Origin of the sequence: Streptomyces sp. NPDC102462, from assembly GCF_044765425.1 — a bacterium.
Taxonomy (GTDB): Bacteria; Actinomycetota; Actinomycetes; order Streptomycetales; family Streptomycetaceae; genus Streptomyces.
The window spans coordinates 62,646-80,820 of the sequence record NZ_JBIWKB010000035.1; the positions used below are offsets into that span (position 1 = coordinate 62,646).

Here is an 18,175-nt window from a genome sequence, read left to right on the forward strand (position 1 = left end):
CAGTCCCCGACGTTCATCAGGTGGCACTTTCGACGGGGAACCGCTGAAGAAGCCCTGGCAGGCGGGAGCCGAGCGGCGCCATGTCGCCGTCCGCGCCGTGCCGGGCGAGCAGGTCCAGGGTGAGCCGGCCGCGCCGTACCCGCTCCCGGGCGGTGTCCAGGGTCACGTCCCGCAGATGGGTGCCCCACGGGTAGATGCCGGGGGCCTTGGACAGGCCGAACTTCAGATAGAGCGGTGCGCCGCGCCGGATCAGCTCGGCGACCTCGTACATCCGGACATAGCCGCCGAGGTCGTCGGGCGCCTCGATGTACATGTCCATGGGCGCGGCGGACACCCGGCGGATCTCGGTGAGGTGATCCAGCGTCAGATCGCTGGGCACGTTGACCGAGTCGGCGCCCAGCCGCTCGAAGACCGCGTACGACGCCGGGTTCACCGGCCCGACGAGCGCGGACACCTTGAGCGTGGTGTCGGCGGGGATGATCCCGGCCGTGCGCGCCCGGTGCAGCGTCCACAGCACGCCCTCGTCGGCGACCAGCAGGCACTTGACGCCCAGCTCGGTGGCCCGCACGGCGTCCTCGACACAGCCGGCGACCGCGTCGTGCCCGCGGGCGCGCAGCCCCGCGCCGCCCGAGCCCGAGCGCACCGAGCCGCCGATGTCCCAGGTGCCGCGCGGGCCGGTGAACAGGCAGAGTTCGATGTCGCGTTCGGCGGTGGCCTCGACCATCTCGGTGATCTCGGCGTCGGTCAGCATCCACACGCCGCTGCCCTGGCTGATGCGGTGGATCGGCACGTCGAGCCGTGCGGACTCCTTGAGCACGACCGCCAGCGCCTCGGGACCCTCGCACGAGGGGATCTCGGTGCGCCAGCGGCCACCGCACGGGAAGCCGTGGGCGGAGGCGTCGGCGGGGTCGAGGGCGGGCGCGCCCAGGCCGAGCGCGGCGAGCGCCTGCTCACCGGGCCTGCGGGCTGCCGTGGCGGATGCGTCGGTCACAAGCTGTCCTTAGTGTTCGATATGTCGGACAAGGTTCGCGGCTCAGGGGGCGGAAGAGGCCGGGGCGACCGGCCGGGAGTACGCCGGTCCAGGCGCCGTCTGGTCACGCCGGGACCGGCGTACGGCTAGGGGCGGAGCAGCACCTTGCCCACCTTCGGATCGCCGGCCCCCACCAGCTCGATGGCCTCGGGGAACCCGGTCAGCGGCAGCTCGTGCGTGACCAGCGGCAGCGGGTCGAGCAGCCCGGCCCCGAACATCCGCACCGTGTGCGCCCAGGCGTCCGGCGGCGCCCCGAAGACGGTGTGCACCTCCAGCTGCCGCACCACCAGGTCGGTCGGGTCGAGGCCGTCGGCGCCCGGCGCCGGGATGCCGGTCAGGACCAGCCGTCCGCCGCGGCGGAGCAGCGCGGCGGCGGTGCGCGCGGCCGACGCGGACCCGGCGGTCTCCACGACGACGTCGAAGTCGTCGGGAAGCGGCTCGTCCCTCGTACGGAATCCGGTGGCGCCGAACTGCCGGGCCAGCGGCTCCCGGTCCCGCCCCGTGCCGACCACCAGCAGCTCCGCAGGCGAGACGGCCCGCAGGAACTGCACGGCGAACATCCCGAGCGTGCCCGTGCCGACCACCGCGACCCGCTCGCCCGGCCGGGCGCCGCCCTTGACCGCGGCGGCGGCCACACAGGCGGCCGGCTCCAGGAGCGCCGCCGCGGTCAGATCGGCCGCGTCCGGCAGGACGTGCAGCAGCCGGGCCGGCAGGGTGAGGGTGGCCGCCATGGCGCCCGGCTGGGTGAAACCGGTCTCCTCGTAGCCCGCGGTGCACAGGGTGGTCTCGCCCGCATGACAGCGGTCGCACACCTGGCAGTTGCGAAAGCCCTCGCCGACGACCTTGCGGCCGGTCAGCGCCGCGGGCACCCCGGCGCCCACCGCCCGCACCGTCCCGGACCACTCGTGGCCGGGCGTCAGCGGGTAACGGACGTACCCCTTCGGCCGGTTGCCCTGGAACACCTCCCGGTCGCTGCCGCAGATGCCCACCGCGTGCACGGCGACCAACGCCTCCCCGGGGCCGGGCGGGCGGGGCGTGTGCTCCTCGACCCGGTGCTCGCCCGGCGCCGCGACGACGACCCGCGAACTCACTTCGTGCCCTTCGGCTTACGCTGCTCCCAGCCGTCGGCCCACAGGTCGAACCGGGCCTGCTGCTGCGGGAACTCGGCCGCCGCGTCGACATCCAGCTCCACGCCGAGGCCGGGCGCGTCGGACAGCTGGAAGTAGCCGTCGACGACCTCGGGCGCGCCCTTGACCACCTTCTTGATCTCCGCGTCGGCGAAGTCGTTGAAGTGCTCAAGGATTTTGAAGTTCGGCGTGGAGAAGCCGACTTGGAGACTGGCCGCGGTCAGCACCGAGCCGCCCACGTTGTGCGGGGCGACGAGGACGTAGTGGGTCTCGGCGGTCGCCGCGAGCTTACGGGTCTCCCAGATGCCGCCCAGGTGGCCGACGTCCGGCTGGATGATGTCGGCGGCCTGGCTCTCGAACAGCTCGCGGAACTCGATCCGGTCGTGGATCCGCTCGCCGGTGGCGACCGGCAGGTCCACCTTCTCGGCCACCTTCGCGAGCGCCTTCAGGTTCTCCGGCGGCACCGGCTCCTCCAGCCAGGCCGGCTTGAACGGCGCCAGTTCCCTGGCGAGGCGGACCGCGGTGGCGGGGGAGAAGCGGCCGTGCATCTCCAGCATCAGCTCGGCCTCCGGGCCGATGGCGTCGCGCACCGCCTCGATGAGGGAGACGGAGTACAGGGTCTGCGCGTGGTCGAGTTCGAAGTGGCCGGTGCCGAACGGATCGATCTTCAGGGCCCGGTAGCCGCGCGCCACGACCTCCTGCGCCGCCTTGTGGTACGCCTCCGGTGTGCGCTCGGTGGTGTACCAGCCGTTGGCGTACGCCTTGACCCGGTCGGTCACCTTGCCGCCGAGCAGCTGCCACACCGGGACGCCCAGCGCCTTGCCCTTGATGTCCCAGCAGGCCATCTCGACCACCGCGATCCCGGACATGACGATCTCGCCGGCCCGGCCGTAGTCGCCGTACTTCATACGGCGCACAAGGTCCTCGACGGCGAACGGATCGGAGCCCAGAATGTGGTTGGCCTCCGCCTCGCGCAGATAGCCGATCAGTGCGTCGGTGTGACCGAGCATCCGGGTCTCGCCGACTCCCGTGATCCCCTCGTCGGTGTGCACCTGGACGTACGTCAGATTGCGCCACGGCGTCCCGACCACGTGCGTGCTGATTCCGGTGATGCGCACGGCAGATGCCCCTCAGCTGTTCGAGATTTCGTCACACGTTCGAAATGCTGGCGTGACAGTAAGGACGGGGCGGCGGGGGTGTCAATGGGTCGAACAGGTAACAGTTTCGGCAAGCCTCTCGACAGTTCTTTCGGTCTCCCACAGAACATTCACAGCCGCCCCTAGGAACGTGACCCGCGCGGAACTTAGTCTTCCCGCGTCATGGACTACTGCCACCCGTGCCGACGGCATCTCAACGGCGCCCTCGCCTGCCCGGGGTGCGGCACACCCGTCGACGACCTGCGCACGCATCCGCGCGAACGCCACGACGGCCATGAGAGCCACGACGGCTACGAGGACGCCTACGAGGGCGAGGACGGCGCGGGCGACGAGGACGATGCTGACGGCGCGGACGACACGGACGGCGAGCCGCGCGGGCGGGCGGCGCGGCGCCGGGAGCAGGGGCGCGGTCGTGGTCGCGGCCGGTCCCGGGCGGCGGCGGACGAGGCACCGGCCGCGGGCGACGCGAGCCGCCGCGACCGCAAGGCCGCCGCGCACCGCAGGCGGCGCCGCCGGATCCTGCTGATCACCGCCGGCTTCGTGCTGGCGGCCGGCGGCCTGAGCCTCGCCGAACTCGGCACGGACGCCCCGTTCTCCCTAGCGCGGCCCGCCGCGGCCGGGGGCGAGTCGGCGGACGGCGGCAGCTCGACCGCGGCCCCGGAGGGTCAGGCCGGGCCCGGGCGCGGCACCGCGGCCACGGCGGTCGCGGACACCTCGGGCTCCCCGGACGCCTCCGTGTCCCCGTCGGCGTCCAAGTCCCCGAAGGACAAGGCATCCACGTCCCCGGACACCACCACCCCGCCCACCTCCGACACGACATCGGGCGGCGGCACGGAGGGAACGCCCCCGGCGCCCACCGCGCCCCCGACAGACACCCCGGAGACCACCCCACCCGAGACCCCCACCCCCTCCACCCCACCCCCCGACCCCACCCCCACCCACACCTGCAACCGCTTCCTGTGGTGGTGCACCTAGCACCCCGCCAGAGGCGCGGGGAACAACGACAGCACGGCGGCAACTTTTCAGCGGACGGTGCGAATAGGTCGCCCCGTTAGGGGCGCGGGGAACGGCGCGACCGGCCACGACGGCGCCGCACCGAGCCAACCCCCCCCCGGAGGGCTTGTGCGGGTGCGTGGGGGCTGGGCGCGCAGTTCCCCGCGCCCCTGGGTCGGCTGCCCTGGCGCGTGTTCGCAGGTGGCCCGGGGTCAGAGTTTGACGATCATTTTTCCGGTGTTGTCGCCGCGTAGGACACCGAGGAAAGCCTCCACGTTGTTCTCGATGCCCTGCACGACGGTCTCCCGGTACTTCAGCCGGCCCGCGGCCACCCACGGCCCGACCTCCCGCACGAACTGCGGCTGGAGATCGTAGTGGTCACCGACCAGGAAGCCCTCGACACGGCCGCGGGTCTGGATGAGACGGGCCAGGTTCCGCGGGCCGGGAGCCGGTTCGGTGTTGTTGTAGACGGAGATCATTCCGCAGATCGCGATCCGCCCCCCGCAGGTTGAGCGTACCGATGGCGGCCTCCAGATGCTCGCCGCCGACGTTGTCGAAGTAGACGTCGATGCCGTCGGGCGCGGCGGCGCGCAGCTGCTCGGCGACTGGGCCGTTGCGGTAGTTGAAGGCGGCGTCGAAGCCGTACTCCTCGACCAGCAGCCGCACCTTGTCGTCGGAGCCGGCGGAGCCGACGACCCGTGAGGCGCCTTTGAGCCGGGCGAGCTGCCCGACCTGGCTGCCGACGGCGCCGGCCGCGCCGGAGACGAACACGGCGTCGCCCTCCTTGAAGGAGGCGGTGCGCAGCAGCCCGACGTAGGCGGTGAGGCCGGTCATGCCGAGGACGCCGAGGTAGGCGGACAGGGGTGCGGCCTCCGGGTCGACCTTGACCGCCTGCGCCGCGTCCACGGCGGCGTACTCGCGCCAGCCGAGGTAGTGCAGCACATGGTCGCCGACCGCGATCCCGTCGGCGTGGGAGGCGATGACCTCGCCCACCGCGCCGCCCAGCATGGCGGCGCCCAGCCGGTACGGCTCCGCGTACGACTTGGCCGCGCTCATCCGGCCGCGCATGTACGGGTCGACGGACAGGTACGTGTTCCGTACCAGCACCTGGCCCTCGCCCGGGGTCGGGACCTCCGTCTCGACCAGGGCGAAGTCCTCCGGCTTCGGCCAGCCGACGGGGCGGCTGAGCAGGTGCCATTCGCGGTTGATCATGACAACGCCTCTCCATTTACTTCAGGAACTGAAACAACAATGTTCTTGAATATTTCATGGTGTCAAGCAACCGGTTACCCTGGAGGCCATGTCCACCCCATCGAAGGCCCACCGCCCCGACGCCCTGACCCTGGAGGTCGTCGAACTCATCGGGGACGTCGTGGCCCGCTTCTACGCCGACTACGAGGAGGCGGCGGGTGAGCACGCCCTGACCGGGGCGCAGGCGCGGCTGCTGAGCCTGCTGTCGCTGGAGCCGCTGCCGATGCGGAAGCTGGCGCAGCGGCTGAAGTGCGAGCCGTCGAACGTCACCGGGATCGTGGACCGCCTGGAGGCCCGTGGTCTGGCCGAGCGCCGCCCCGACCCGGCCGACCGCCGGGTGAAGCTGGCGGCGGCCACGGACGAGGGCCGCCGGGTCGCCCGCGACCTCCGCGACGGCCTCCGCTTCGCCCGCGAACCCCTGGCGGCCCTCACCCCCACCGAACGCCAGTCCCTCCGCGACCTCCTCCACCGAATGACCCACTTCGACCCCTCGACCACCCCCTGACCCCAGCGGGGCCGACGCGGGCCGACAGGGAAGCGGGACCTGGTGAGTGGGGCCGGCCGGCCGCCGGCCGGTAGGGTTTTGGTATGCGTGATCTCGGGGTGGGTTTCGGTTATCTCCTCAAGGGCCAGCGGTGGATGGCCCGGCACGGCCGGCAGTTCGGGTTCGGGCTGTTGCCCGGACTGATCACCCTCGTGCTGTACGCGGCGGCCCTCGTCGCGCTCGCGATCTGGGGCGGGGACTTCGTCTCCTGGGCCACCCCGTTCGCCGACGACTGGTCGAGCCCGTGGCAGGGCCTGTTCCGCGGCTTCCTCACCGCCGTGCTCTTCGCCCTCGGCCTGCTGCTGGCCGTACTGACCTTCACCGCGGTCACCCTCCTGGTCGGCCAGCCCTTCTACGAAAGCCTCTCCGAGACGGTCGACCGGGACGTGTCGCCCGACGGCACCGCCCCCGAGTCCGGCCTGCCCCTGTGGCGCGACCTGTGGGTCTCGGCCCGCGACAGCCTGCGCATCCTGGTCCGGGCGGCCGTCTGGGGCGTCCTGCTGTTCGCCCTCGGTTTCCTCCCCGTCGTCGGCCAGACGGCCGTCCCGGTGATCGGCTTCTTCGTCACCGGCTTCTTCCTCACCGAGGAACTGGCCGCGGTCGCCCTCCAGCGCCGCGGCGTCGAACTCCGTGAACGCCTCGCCCTGCTCCGCTCCCGCAAGCTGCTGGTCTGGGGCTTCGGCACCCCCCTCGGCCTGGCCTTCCTGGTGCCGTTCGTCGCGGTGTTCCTGATGCCCGGCGCGGTCGCCGGCGCGACGCTCCTCGCCCGGGACCTGCGGGGCGAGGAGATCACGGAGGGCGCCGGGGACGCCGCTGACGCCGATGACGCGGACGATGCCGGGCACGACCCGCGCGCCGCGCACGACACGGCCGCGCCCGGGCGTACTCAGGTCACCTCTTGAGCGCCGCGTCCGCGGCCACCGTCAGGATCGCCCGCATCTGACCGATGATGTCCAGCCGGTTGCGCACGAACTCCGGGTCGGTGACGGCACCGCTCGCCGGGTCGGTGTTCCCGGCGCCGAACTGGAGCACCGGTGTGTGCACATGCCCGCCCGGCAGGGTGTCGTGCAGGCCCAGCCGGTCGCGCAGCAGCGTCGCCCGGTAGGCGATCTCGTTGGACAGGTAGTCGCCGCCGCCCCCGGCCCGGGCCGTGGAGCCGGCCGTCGGGCCGTCCGGCCGTACGACGGGAGCGGTGCCGCCCGCCGGTATCTCGGTGACCGTCGTGTTGTCGTACACCGGGAAGCGGCCGGTGTCCGCGGCGACCACGGCGGCGTACGGCAGCGTGGTCGTCGTCCACTGCGGCTGGCTCGCCGGGTCGGCGACCGGGACGGTGCCGGTCACCGACGCGTTGTCGTTGTCGGGGAACCCGCCGCGCCAGGCGCCGTTGGTGCGTTCCACGTCGAAGCGTCCGACCCGGCCCTGGCTCACCGTCGTGAACAGGTCCACCGCCGGCAGATACGGCCGCAGCGCCCGCTCCACCACCTGGTCCGCGAAGTCCTGCCAGCGCACCGGGAACACGGCCGTCTCCACGCGCGCGGGCCCGGCCGCAGTCTCGATCACCGTGCCGTCCAGGGCCAGCGCGGTCGCCCCGGACGGATTGGAGATGCGGATGTCCCGGTCGAGGGTGAAGGGGTCGAAGCCGGTCACCAGAATGCGTTTTACGTCCTTGCCGCTCTTGCCGCTCTTGCCGCGTGGATAGCGCACGTCGGTCTGCCCGCGTGAGGTCCGCTCCAACTCGTCCAGCAGGGCGGCCCGTCGGTCCTCGCCCAGCGCGAACCCGGGCTGGTACGCCCTCAGTTGCCGGGTCATGCCCAGCCGAGCCCAGTACAGCGGCCGGTCGTCGTCCCGGCTGAGGTCGCCGGCCGCGGGCCCGCGCCCCTGCGCCCGGTCGACGGCCCGCCGCCACAGCGCGGACCCCTCGCGTGCGACGATCCGGCGGGCCTGCTCGAAGGAGTGCGCCCGGCCGAGCGCACGGGCGAACTCGGGGGCCACGGTGTCGAATCCGGACCGCTTCAGGATCTCCTGCGGCACGGCCCGGTCGAGCCGCTGTTCCTCGGTGGTGGCCGCGGGTCCTGCGGGGGCCGGGCCCGCGGCGGCGGTCGTGGTGGGGGCGGCGAGCCCGGCGAGCAGGGTCAGGCCGAGGACGCCGATGCGAACGCGTAGGGATGTCAAGGGTGTTCGAGTCCTTCCGTCGCTGTGGGGCGCGTGCTGTGGGACGGCGGAAGTATCGCGTGACAGGTGTGGTCTACGCCATGGCGCCGGGCAGCCGACCGGCGGCCTCGCGCAGCACCCCCACGAAGGCGCGTGCCGCCGGCGACAGCGAGCGTCCGCGGACCGTCGCCGCGTACACCGCACGCGCCGGGGCGCCCTCGTCGTCCACCCGCAGCAGGGCGACGTCCGGCCGGACCGACTCGGCCGCGAGCGCCGGGACCAGGGCGACACCGAGACGGGCCGCCACGTACCCCTGCTTGGCGGTCCACTCGGCGACGACATGCGCCACACGCGGCCGGAAGCCCTGGCGCAGCGCGGCGTCCAGCAGGGTGCCCTCGGGGCGCGGGCCGCCGGAGATCCAGTCGGCGTCGGCGAGCAGGGCGAGCCGGACGGTGCCGGCGCCGGCCAGCGGATGGCCGGCGGGCACGGCGACGTACAGGCACTCGTCGAGGAGATGGTGCAGGGTGTACGCGGCCAGCGGGGCGTTGCCCGTCGTGGAGACGACCGCCAGGTCGAGGTGGCCGGCCGAGAGCCGGTCCAGCAGCCCGGGTGTCAGGCCCTCCTCGCGGGTGACGCGGACCCCGGGGTGACGGGCGCGGAAGGCGGCCAGGGCGCGCGGCACCAGCGCCGCGTCGGCGGTGGCGAAGGCGCCGAACCGCAACCGTCCGTCGGTCAGTTCACGCAGCGCCGTCAGCTCACGCACGGCCTCGTGCAGCGCCCCGGCGACGGCCTCGGCGTGCGGGACGAGCGCCCGGCCCGCCTCGGTGAGCCGCACCCCGCGCGGCAGCCGGTCGAACAGCGGGGCGCCGCCGAGCGCCGACTCCAGCGAGGCGATCTGCCGGGACACCGCCGACTGGGTCCAGCCGAGCGTCCGTGCGGCCACGGTGAAGGAGCCGCCGCGGGCCACCTCAAGGAACGCGCGCAGCCAGAGCGTGGCGAGGTCCGGCAGCTCGTACGGCGATCTGTCATGCGGAGTGGGCATGGCAGCCATGCTAGACATTCGCTTGTCGCATCACGGAGGCGGACCTAACGTCGTCACGTCGCCGGCGTCCGGCCCGGCCGCCGTCCCCTCCGAAGGAGCCCCGTGCAGATCACCTTGGGCAACCCCGCGTCAGCGCCGCAGCCCCTGAGCCCCTACTACTCCCAGGTCGCCCGCGTCGAACACGCCGACGGCAGCGCCCTGTTGTTCATCTCCGGCCAGATCGCCGAGGGCGCCACCCTGGCCGAGCAGTCCCGCGGCATCTTCGAGACGATCGCCGCCCTGCTCGAGGCGCACGGCGCGACCCTGGCGGACATCATCAACATCCGCACCTACCTCACCGACATGGACGGCCTCCCCGAATACGCCGCGGTACGCCAAGAATTCCTCACCACCACCCCACCCACCAGCATGACCTTCGAGGCCCCCCGCCTGTTCCACCCCCAGGCCCAAATAGAAATAGAAGCAATAGCCGCCCTCCCACCCACCCACTAACCCCCCGTAGGGGGCGCGGGGAACTGCGCGCTCAGCCACAACGAACCCGCAGCCAATGACGGCGATTAGTCCCCGTAGGGGGCGCGGGGAACGGCGCGCTCAGCCCCAACGCACCCGCAGTGAACGACGTTGCTTGGCCCCCCGTAGGGGGCGCGGGGAACTGCGCGCCAAGCCACAACGAACCCGCAGCGAACGACGCCGATCAGTCCCCGCGGACCCGGCACCCGGATCAGGCTCGCCGGCAGCCGCCCCTGGTGCTAACCCCGGGCCCCGAAGCCGTACACCGTCTCCGAGTGGTACGTCGCGCCGGGGCGCAGCTCGGTGGTCGGGAAGTCCGGCTGGTTCGGGGAGTCCGGGAAGTGCTGGGTCTCCAGCGCAAGACCGTCGCCGGGCGCGAAGGGATCGCCCAGATGGTCGGCGGTGTACAGCTGGATACCCGGCTCGGTCGTCGAAACCGTCAGCACCCGCCCGGACGCCGCGTCGTACAACTCACCCACCTCGACCGGCAAGTCCGTGACGCCCTTGTCGAAGACCAGGTTGTGGTCGTAGCCGGCGCCCACCTTGCGCGCCGTGCGGAAGTCGAACCGGGTGCCCGCCACGTCCGCCAGTTCCCCGGTCGGGATCAGCTCCGCGTCGACCGGCGTGAACCGGGAGGCGGCGAGCCGCAGTTCGTGCCCGCCCGCGTTGCCGCCGCCGGCCAGGTTGAAGTAGCTGTGGTTGGTGAGGTTGACCAGCGTCGGCGCGTCCGTCACCGCCTCGTACCCGATCCGCAGCGCCCCGGACGCGTCCAGCGCGTACGTCACCGTCACCTCCAGACGCCCCGGGAAGCCCTCCTCGCCGTGCGGGCTGATCCGCGTCAGACGTACGCCGTGCTCGACCGGCTCCGCGTCCCACACGCGCTTGTCGAAGCCGCGCTCCCCGCCGTGCAGCGAGTTGGGGCCGTTGTTCGGCTCCAGCGCGTAGACCAGGCCGTCCAGCGGGAAGCGTGCGCCCGCGATCCGGTTGGCGTAGCGGCCGATCACGGCGCCGGCGTACGGCTCCGGATGGGCGACGTAGCCGTCGAGGGCGGCGAACCCCAGCACGACGTTCGCCGTCCGCCCGTCCCGGTCCGGTACCTCGACGGACTGCACGATCCCGCCGTACGTCAGGACCCGCACCCGCACCCCGGCGCGCTCCAGCGTCCAGCGGTGGACCCGGGTGCCGTCGGAAAGTGTGCCGAAAAGTTCGCTCATGTGGGAAACCCTAGGTCACGGGTTCCGCGCGGTGACGGTCCGGTAGGCGATCGTCGCGAGCCGCTGCTGGCCGTCCTTGCTCGGGTGGAACCAGTCCCAGTGGCTGAGCTGCTCGGTGCTGAACTCGTAGTCGAACACGGCGCCCCCGTCGAAGCGGCACCGCCGGTCCTTGGCGCACACCTCCGCCAGAACCTTGTTGTACGCCTCCACCCGCTCCTGCACCGTGTCCCGGCGCTTCGTGGCCACCAGGTCCAGCGCGTCCGCGTCGCCCAGCATCGACGGGCAGATGCCCAGCTTCCACACCTGCTTGCCGAGCGGGTTGGTGCGGCCCTGCGACCACAGCCGTTTGAGGTTCGGCACGCTCGCCACATACACCTGCGTCTTCGGCAGTGCCGCGCGCAGCGTCGCCATCGCCTCCTCGAACCCCTCGCGGAAACGGGTGACCGACGTCATCGCCGACGTCGTGGCCCGGCAGGCGTCGTTGGCCCCGATCATCACCGTCACCAACTCGGGCGCGCGCGTCACCGCCTGCGCCATCTGGTCGGCGAGGTCACGCATCCGGGCGCCGGTCACGGCGTAGTTCCAGCTGTTCTCGGCCGCCCCGGCCCGCCCCAGCAACTGCACCGCCAGGCTGTCCACCTGGGTGCCGGTGCCGGTCGCCCAGGACACCTCCGGGCAGTCCGAGAGCACCGTGCACGCGTCGAAGCCCCGGGTGATGGAGTCGCCGACGGCGGCGACCGAGGCCGGGCTGCGGTTCCACACCACGGCCGCCCGCGCCTTGGTGCCGCCCGGCGCGGGGGAGTTGTCGCCCGCGGCCTCGCACCCCGCGGCGCCCAGGACCGCCGCCAGCACCACGGTGAGCACGGCTCGTGAACGCCGGCGTCGGTTTCGCATGCCCTGGTCCATCCCCTTGTCGTGCCGCCGGCGTGCCGTCATGGTCCGCCGTCCCGTCGTGGTCCCCAACCCATAACAACGCGCGAGGGTTCCCGGCGGGCGGCATGCAACGTCTCACACCCGTACAAGCGTCCCCCTGGGTGAATGGCGGCGTTTCCTGGCGCCGGGACGGACGGTACGTCACACTCCGCCCGCCGCCGCACGGTAGCCTCGCCATCAACGCGGCCGTCCTGTCACAGCCGCCCAGCCAGACCGCACCCTGTCCCGCTCAGCCCGGAGGTCCCGGTGACGACACGTGGAGTTCTGTACGTGCACTCCGCGCCGCGCGCGCTGTGCCCGCACGTCGAGTGGGCCGTCGCCGGGGTGCTCGGCACCCGCGTCAGCCTCGACTGGATCCGGCAGCCCGCCGCCCCCGGCACCTGGCGCTCGGAGTTCTCCTGGCAGGGCGAGCCCGGCACCGCGTCCAAGCTGGCGTCCGCGCTGCGCGGCTGGCACCTGCTGCGCTTCGAGGTCACCGCCGAGCCCTGCCCCACGGCCGAGGGCGAGCGCTACAGCTGCACCCCCGACCTCGGCATCTTCCACGCCGTCACCGGCATCCACGGCGACATCCTGATCCCCGAGGACCGGCTGCGCGCGGCGCTGACCCGGTCCCAGCGCGGCGAGACGGACCTGGAGGCGGAGATCGCCAAGCTCCTGGGCAAGCCCTGGGACGACGAACTGGAACCCTTCAGATACGCAGGAGAAGGCGCCCCAGTCCGCTGGCTCCACCAGGTCGTATAGAACGCCCCCAGGGCAGCGCGCCCCTCAGGGGCGCGGGGCTGTGTACATATGCGGCTCCGCCGCGCGGGCGCGACCAGCCACAAACAACCCGCACCCGGCACCACAACCGATCCCCCAACGGCGCATGGCCCGACCTCCACCACAGGAGACCGAGCCATGAAGCACGCCGCTAACACAGCGAACGCTCAGAGCGATCGAAACGCCAGTACCACGTTGTGCCCACCGAACCCGAACGAGTCGTTCAGCGCGGCGATACGCCCCTCGGGCAGCCGCCGAGCCTCCCCGCGCACGACATCCGCGGCCAGCTCGGGATCAGGGTCGTCGAGGTTGATGGTCGGCGGAGCCGTACGGTTCACCAGCGCGAGCACCGAGGCAACGGTCTCGATCCCACCGGCCCCGCCGAGCAGATGCCCGGTCATCGACTTGGTCGCGGAGATCGCCATGTGGTCGACATCGTCGCCGAACACCTTCCGCAGCGCCTTGATCTCGGCGATGTCCCCCTGCGGCGTCGAGGTGGCGTGCGCGTTGACGTGCACGATCTCGGCCGGCTTCAGATCGGTGTTGTCGAGCAGGTTCTGCAGCGCGTGCGCGATGCCGTTGCCGGACGGCTCGGGCTGCGTGATGTGGTGGCTGTCGGCCGAGATGCCCTGGCCGACCGCCTCGGCGTACATCCGGGCGCCGCGGGCCTTCGCGTGCTCCTCGGACTCCAGGACGATCACACCGGCGCCCTCGCCGAGGACGAAGCCGTCCCGGCCGCTGTCGTAGGGACGCGAGGCGCCCTGCGGGTCGTCGTTGTTCTTGGACATCGCCATCATGTTGCCGAACGCGGCGATGGGCAGCGGATGGATGGCCGCCTCCGTGCCACCCGCGACGACGATGTCGGCGCGGCCGGTGCGGATCATCTCGATGGCGTAGCCGATGGCCTCCGCGCCCGAGGCGCAGGCCGAGACCGGGGTGTGCACCCCGGCGCGCGCACCCAGCTCGATCCCGACGTTGGCGGCGGGGGAGTTGGGCATCAGCATCGGCACGGTGTGCGGGGAGACTCGGCGTACGCCCTTCTCCCGGAGCACGTCGTACTGGTCGAGCAGCGTCGTCACTCCGCCGATGCCGGAGGCGATGACCGCGCCCAGCCGGTCGGGGTTCACGGACCCGTCCTCACCGGCCTTGGCGGTAAAACCGGCGTCCTTCCAGGCTTCCTGAGCGGCGATCAGCGCGAACTGCGCGGACCGGTCCAGCTTGCGGGCCTGCGGGCGCGGGATGATCTCGCCCGGTTCGACGGCGATCTGCGCGGCGATGCGGACCGGCAGGTCGGCGGCCCAGTCCTGCTTGAGGAGGCGGACGCCGGACGTGCCGGCGAGCAGGGCCTTCCAGGTAGAGGCTGCGTCGCCACCCAGCGGTGTGGTTGCGCCGATACCGGTGACGACCACGGTGCGATTGGTCGGGCTCACGGGAATTCTTTCTCCAACGGATACGGGATTCAGCGGCGCCACCGCCGGGTGGCGGGGCATTGCAGCCTCGGGTCTGAGCGGTGGCTCAGCCCTGGTGCTTGAGGATGTACTCGGTCGCGTCGCCGACGGTCTTGAGGTTCTTGACGTCATCGTCCGGGATCTTGACGTCGAAGCGCTCTTCGGCGGCGACGACGACCTCGACCATGGACAGCGAGTCGACGTCCAGGTCGTCGGTGAAGGACTTGTCCAGCTGGACGTCCTCAACCGGGATGCCGGCGATCTCGTTCACGATGTCGGCGAGACCGGCGACGATCTCTTCCTGAGTGGCGGCCATGTCAGGCGCTCCTTCTTCGATATCCAGACGGGTTGGTGGCGCCCGCCGCGTCAGCGGCAGGTGTTGCTGAGCCGTACCGGATGCATGATCCGGCACGGAGTGCCTAGGGGAGGGTAACGACCGTGGCGGCGTAGACGAGACCCGCCCCGAATCCGATGACGAGCGCGGTGTCGCCGCTCTTCGCCTCGCCGGTCGCCAGAAGCCGCTCCATCGCGAGCGGGATCGAGGCGGCCGACGTGTTGCCGGTGGTGCGGATGTCACGGGCGACCGTGACGTGCTCCGGCAGTTTGAGGGTCTTCACCATCGAGTCGATGATCCGCACGTTGGCCTGGTGCGGGATGAAGACGTCCAGGTCGTCCGGGGTGAGGCCGGAGGCGTCCAGCGCCTCCTTGGCGACCTTCGCCATCTCGAACACGGCCCAGCGGAACACCGCCTGGCCCTCCTGGGTGATCGCGGGGAACTTGACGTTGCCCGCGCTGTCGACGGGGAGTTCGGAGACGTCGCCGTTCCGGAAGCGGTCCCAGGGCACGGTCTGCTTGATCGTATCGGCCTTGTCGCCCTCGGAGCCCCACACGGTCGGGCCGATCGCGGGCTCCTGCGAGGGGCCGACCACGACGGCGCCGGCGCCGTCACCGAACAGGAAGGCCGTCGCCCGGTCCTCCAGATCGGTCAGGTCGGAGAGCCGTTCCACGCCGATGACCAGCACGTACTCCGCCGAGCCCTCGACGACCATGCCCTTGGCGAGGGTGAGGCCGTAGCCGAAGCCGGCGCAGCCCGCCGAGATGTCGAAGGCGGCGGCCTTGTCCGTGCCGAGCTTGTCGGCGATCTCGGTGGCGACGGCAGGGGTCTGGCTGAAGTGTGAGACGGTCGACACGACGACGGCGCCGACCTGCTCGGCGGAGATGCCAGCGTCCGCGATCGCCTTGCCGGCGGCCTCGATCGACATCGCGGCGACCGTCTCGTCGGGGCCCGCCCAGTGCCGGGTCTCGATGCCGGAGCGCGAGCGGATCCACTCGTCGGAGGAGTCGATCCGCTCCAGGATCACCTCGTTGGGCACGACCCGGGTCGGGCGGTAGCCGCCGACACCGAGGATGCGCGCGTACGGGGCGCCCTTGCTGGGCTTGATCTTCGACATGGTCGGTACGGCTCCTTAGGCGGGCGCGTGCTCGGAGACCAGCTCCCGGGCCGCGTCGAGGTCGTCGGGGGTCTTCAGGGCCAGCGTCCGGACGCCGGGCAGGGCGCGCTTGGCCAGGCCGGTCAGCGTGCCGCCGGGGCACACCTCCAGCAGCGCGGTGACGCCCAGCTCCTTGAACGTCTCCATGCACAGGTCCCAGCGGACCGGGTTGGCGACCTGGCCGACCAGCCGGTCCAGCACCTCGGCGCCGGAAGCGACGGTCCGGCCGTCCTTGTTGGAGACGTAGGCGACCTTCGGGTCGGCGGGCGTGAGGTCCGCTGCGGCCTTCGCCAACGCCTCGACCGCGGGCGCCATATGACGGGTGTGGAAGGCGCCGGCCACCTTGAGCGGCACGACCTTGCGGACGCCCTCGGGCTTGTCCTCGGCCAGCGCGGCCAGTTGCTCCAGCGTGCCCGCGGCGACGATCTGGCCCGCGCCGTTGATGTTCGCGGGGGTCAGGCCCAGCTTCTCCAGGTGCGCCACGGACACCTCGGGGTCGCCGCCGAGCAGCGCCGACATGCCCGTCTCGGTGATCGAGGCGGCGTCCGCCATCGCCAGCCCGCGTGTGCGTACGAGGCGCAGCGCGGCCGTGTCGTCCAGGACGCCGGCGAACGCGGCCGCCGTGATCTCGCCGACGCTGTGTCCGGCCACGGCGCCCGGCGCGATGTCACCCAGTGCCGCGGCGGACAGGATCCCGGCGGCGACCAGCAGCGGCTGGGCCACCGCGGTGTCACGGATGGCGTCCGCGTCGGCCTGGGTGCCGTAGTGGAGCAGGTCCAGTCCGATGGCGTCGGACCACGCGGCGACACGGTCAGCGGCACCGGGGAGATCGAGCCAGGGAGTCAGAAAGCCGGGCGTCTGGGCGCCCTGGCCGGGAGCGACGAGTACGAGCACTCTCACACTCTCTCTTGGGGACGGCCGGCGCCGCCCGTGGGGACAAGGACGAAGAACACGAGGGGGTTTTGTGGGTCTCCGACAAAAGGCTAGGACGGGGGATCTCCATCGGCCAGACGCCCCAGGATCAGCGCGATCCGTAGCGTGAACGCGGATCGTACATCGGACGGTGACCATCCGGTGACGTCTGTCACACGTCGGAGCCGGTAGCGCACGGTGTTCGGGTGAACGAAGAGCATGCGGGCGGCGCCCTCCAGGCTGCTCGCCTGCTCCAGATAGACACTCAAGGTTTCCAGCAGGGCCGAACCGGCCTCTTCGAGCGGTCTGTAGATCTCCTCCACCAGCTGCTCACGGGCGCTCGGATCGCCCGCGATGGCACGTTCCGGAAGCAGGTCGTCCGCCAGGACCGGGCGCGGTGCGTCCTGCCAGGCGGAACACGCCTTCAGCCCCGCCGCGGCGGCCTGCGCCGACCGGGTCGCGGCCAGCAGATCGGGCACCACGGGCCCGGCCACCACGGGTCCCGCGGCGAACGGGCCGATCAGCGACTTGGCGACGGCCAGCGGGTTGTCGCTGCCGCCGGCGACGACGACCAGCCGGTCGCCGAGCACCCCGGTGAGCACCTGGAGCTTGGCGTGTCGTGCGGCCCGCCGAATGGCCTCCACGGTCAGCTCGCTGTCGCCGTCCGGGGCGGTCCCGAGCACGACGCACACATGCTCGGGGGAGTTCCAGCCGAGCGCGGCGGCCCGGCTGACGGCGCCCTCGTCGGCCTCCCCGCTGAGCACGGCGTTGACCACCAGGGATTCCAGCCGCGCGTCCCAGGCACCGCGTGCCTCGGCGGCCTGCGCGTACACCTGGGCGGTGGCGAACGCGATCTCACGGGCGTACACCAGCAGCGCCTCGCGCAGCACGCCCTCGTCGCCGGGCGCGGCCACCTCGTCGATCGCCGACTCCATGACCTCGATGGTGGTCCGCACCATCTCCACGGTCTGACGCAGCGTGATGGCCCTCGTCAGCTCGCGCGGTGCGGTGCCGAAGACGTCCGTCGAGATGGCCTGCGGGGCGTCCGGGTGCCGGAACCACTCGGTGAACGCGGCGATACCGGCCTGGGCCACGAGCCCGATCCAGGATCGATTCTCCGGGGGCATCGCCCGGTACCACGGCAGGGACTCGTCCATGCGGGCGATGGCCTGGGCGGCGAGGCTGCCGGACGACTTCTCCAGCCGCCGCAGGGTCGCGGAGTGCGGGTGCACTCCGTGCGGTGCGGGGTCGGGGTTGCGGGATTCTGGTTCGGGCACGGTGACAAGACTGCCTCATCCGGACGGCGGTACGTGTCGCCGGGGGCTCGCCTTGGCAGCGGGCGCTCCCCTGCGGGGCCTTGGCCGTCGTTCGGGTGCGGGTGCGTTGTGGCTTGTCGCGCAGTTCCCCGCGCCCCTTTGGGGCGCGCCGTTCGTGGATCGGGGGCGTTGCCGGGTGCGGGTGCGTTGGGGCTTGTCGCGCCCGCGCGGCGGAGCCGCATATGTACACAGCCCCGCGCCCCCCTGCGGGGCCTCGGCCGTCGTTCGGGTGCGGGTGTGTTGTGGCTTGTCGCGCAGTTCCCCGCGCCCCTTTGGGGCGCGCCGTTCGTGGATCGGG

At 72.2% G+C, this 18,175-nt stretch carries 17 protein-coding genes and 1 pseudogene; 5 read left to right on the plus strand and 13 right to left on the minus strand.

The annotated features are described in order from the left end of the window. Positions 1-16: 16 nt before the first annotated feature. The 3 genes from ACIRFL_RS27255 to ACIRFL_RS27265 all read right to left on the minus strand — a co-directional run bounded on the left by ACIRFL_RS27255 (position 17) and on the right by ACIRFL_RS27265 (position 3,275). On the minus strand, positions 17-991 hold the full coding sequence (locus ACIRFL_RS27255) for a hypothetical protein (protein ID WP_404033472.1): 975 nt from the start codon (positions 989-991) through the stop codon (positions 17-19). 125 nt (positions 992-1,116) lie between these two features. Beyond that, entirely contained in the window at positions 1,117-2,121 is a 1,005-nt protein-coding gene (locus ACIRFL_RS27260; protein WP_404033474.1) for a zinc-binding dehydrogenase, read from the minus strand. Next, positions 2,118-3,275 (minus strand): mandelate racemase/muconate lactonizing enzyme family protein, encoded by a 1,158-nt coding sequence (locus tag ACIRFL_RS27265; protein ID WP_404033476.1) that lies wholly within the window; start codon positions 3,273-3,275, stop codon positions 2,118-2,120. The genes ACIRFL_RS27260 and ACIRFL_RS27265 overlap by 4 nt, the downstream gene beginning before the upstream one ends. Before the next feature lie 201 nt (positions 3,276-3,476). Here ACIRFL_RS27265 and ACIRFL_RS27270 point away from each other — a divergent pair, with 201 nt between their 5' ends. Next, entirely contained in the window at positions 3,477-4,289 is an 813-nt protein-coding gene (locus ACIRFL_RS27270) for a hypothetical protein (protein WP_404033478.1), read from the plus strand. A gap of 230 nt (positions 4,290-4,519) precedes the next feature. Here ACIRFL_RS27270 and ACIRFL_RS27275 read toward each other — a convergent pair. Next, positions 4,520-5,519, minus strand: a pseudogene (locus tag ACIRFL_RS27275) (NADP-dependent oxidoreductase). Between the two features lie 88 nt (positions 5,520-5,607). Between ACIRFL_RS27275 and ACIRFL_RS27280 the strand changes: the two are divergent. Together ACIRFL_RS27280 and ACIRFL_RS27285 are read left to right on the plus strand one after the other, a co-directional pair. Next, on the plus strand, positions 5,608-6,063 hold the full coding sequence (locus tag ACIRFL_RS27280) for a MarR family winged helix-turn-helix transcriptional regulator (RefSeq protein WP_404033480.1): 456 nt from the start codon (positions 5,608-5,610) through the stop codon (positions 6,061-6,063). An 83-nt stretch (positions 6,064-6,146) separates the two neighbouring features. Then, the gene (locus tag ACIRFL_RS27285; RefSeq protein ID WP_404033482.1) at positions 6,147-7,004 is read left to right on the plus strand and encodes an EI24 domain-containing protein; all 858 of its coding nucleotides are present in this window, start codon (positions 6,147-6,149) and stop codon (positions 7,002-7,004) included. On the opposite strand, the gene ACIRFL_RS27290 is transcribed toward ACIRFL_RS27285, so the two are convergent. Together ACIRFL_RS27290 and ACIRFL_RS27295 are read right to left on the minus strand one after the other, a co-directional pair. After that, on the minus strand, positions 6,994-8,274 hold the full coding sequence (locus ACIRFL_RS27290) for a pyroglutamyl peptidase (protein WP_404033484.1): 1,281 nt from the start codon (positions 8,272-8,274) through the stop codon (positions 6,994-6,996). The two genes, ACIRFL_RS27285 and ACIRFL_RS27290, sit on opposite strands and share 11 nt — an antisense overlap. Positions 8,275-8,347: 73 nt before the next feature. Continuing rightward, positions 8,348-9,304, minus strand: coding sequence for a LysR family transcriptional regulator (locus ACIRFL_RS27295; RefSeq protein ID WP_404033486.1), 957 nt, complete (start codon positions 9,302-9,304; stop codon positions 8,348-8,350). Positions 9,305-9,397: 93 nt separating this feature from the next. On the opposite strand from ACIRFL_RS27295, the gene ACIRFL_RS27300 reads away from it, so the two are divergent. Further along, positions 9,398-9,787, plus strand: a complete 390-nt coding sequence (locus ACIRFL_RS27300) for a RidA family protein (protein WP_404033488.1) — start codon at positions 9,398-9,400, stop codon at positions 9,785-9,787. Positions 9,788-10,044: 257 nt separating this feature from the next. Here the strand turns inward: ACIRFL_RS27300 and ACIRFL_RS27305 are convergent, their stop codons facing one another. Then, entirely contained in the window at positions 10,045-11,019 is a 975-nt protein-coding gene (locus ACIRFL_RS27305; protein WP_404033490.1) for an aldose epimerase family protein, read from the minus strand. A gap of 15 nt (positions 11,020-11,034) precedes the next feature. Then, entirely contained in the window at positions 11,035-11,913 is an 879-nt protein-coding gene (locus tag ACIRFL_RS27310; RefSeq protein ID WP_404033492.1) for an SGNH/GDSL hydrolase family protein, read from the minus strand. Between the two features lie 285 nt (positions 11,914-12,198). Between ACIRFL_RS27310 and ACIRFL_RS27315 the strand changes: the two genes are divergently transcribed. Continuing rightward, on the plus strand, positions 12,199-12,693 hold the full coding sequence (locus tag ACIRFL_RS27315; RefSeq protein WP_351728916.1) for a DUF3145 domain-containing protein: 495 nt from the start codon (positions 12,199-12,201) through the stop codon (positions 12,691-12,693). Positions 12,694-12,878: 185 nt separating this feature from the next. On the opposite strand, the gene fabF is transcribed toward ACIRFL_RS27315, so the two are convergent. The 5 genes from fabF to fasR all read right to left on the minus strand — a co-directional run bounded on the left by fabF (position 12,879) and on the right by fasR (position 17,838). Then, positions 12,879-14,141 (minus strand): beta-ketoacyl-ACP synthase II, encoded by a 1,263-nt coding sequence (gene fabF, locus ACIRFL_RS27320; protein ID WP_404033495.1) that lies wholly within the window; start codon positions 14,139-14,141, stop codon positions 12,879-12,881. Positions 14,142-14,226: 85 nt separating this feature from the next. Then, complete coding sequence (locus tag ACIRFL_RS27325) at positions 14,227-14,475, minus strand: acyl carrier protein (protein WP_152775753.1); 249 nt, start codon at positions 14,473-14,475, stop codon at positions 14,227-14,229. Positions 14,476-14,578: 103 nt separating this feature from the next. Continuing rightward, the gene (locus ACIRFL_RS27330; protein WP_404033497.1) at positions 14,579-15,610 is read right to left on the minus strand and encodes a ketoacyl-ACP synthase III; all 1,032 of its coding nucleotides are present in this window, start codon (positions 15,608-15,610) and stop codon (positions 14,579-14,581) included. 15 nt (positions 15,611-15,625) lie between these two features. Continuing rightward, on the minus strand, positions 15,626-16,543 hold the full coding sequence (locus ACIRFL_RS27335; RefSeq protein ID WP_404033499.1) for an ACP S-malonyltransferase: 918 nt from the start codon (positions 16,541-16,543) through the stop codon (positions 15,626-15,628). A gap of 89 nt (positions 16,544-16,632) precedes the next feature. Then, positions 16,633-17,838, minus strand: a complete 1,206-nt coding sequence (gene fasR, locus ACIRFL_RS27340) for a fatty acid biosynthesis transcriptional regulator FasR (protein WP_404033501.1) — start codon at positions 17,836-17,838, stop codon at positions 16,633-16,635. Positions 17,839-18,175 lie beyond the last annotated feature (337 nt).

What these genes read in the sequence shown, in the direction of transcription:
- ACIRFL_RS27310 (WP_404033492.1), bottom strand. Translation starts at nt 11,913, where the DNA reads ATGCGAAACCGACGCCGGCGTTCACGAGCCGTGCTCACCGTGGTGCTG.
- ACIRFL_RS27325 (WP_152775753.1), bottom strand. Translation starts at nt 14,475, where the DNA reads ATGGCCGCCACTCAGGAAGAGATCGTCGCCGGTCTCGCCGACATCGTG.
- ACIRFL_RS27330 (WP_404033497.1), bottom strand. Translation starts at nt 15,610, where the DNA reads ATGTCGAAGATCAAGCCCAGCAAGGGCGCCCCGTACGCGCGCATCCTC.
- ACIRFL_RS27285 (WP_404033482.1), top strand. Translation starts at nt 6,147, where the DNA reads ATGCGTGATCTCGGGGTGGGTTTCGGTTATCTCCTCAAGGGCCAGCGG.
- ACIRFL_RS27295 (WP_404033486.1), bottom strand. Translation starts at nt 9,304, where the DNA reads ATGGCTGCCATGCCCACTCCGCATGACAGATCGCCGTACGAGCTGCCG.
- ACIRFL_RS27270 (WP_404033478.1), top strand. Translation starts at nt 3,477, where the DNA reads ATGGACTACTGCCACCCGTGCCGACGGCATCTCAACGGCGCCCTCGCC.
- ACIRFL_RS27305 (WP_404033490.1), bottom strand. Translation starts at nt 11,019, where the DNA reads ATGAGCGAACTTTTCGGCACACTTTCCGACGGCACCCGGGTCCACCGC.
- ACIRFL_RS27280 (WP_404033480.1), top strand. Translation starts at nt 5,608, where the DNA reads ATGTCCACCCCATCGAAGGCCCACCGCCCCGACGCCCTGACCCTGGAG.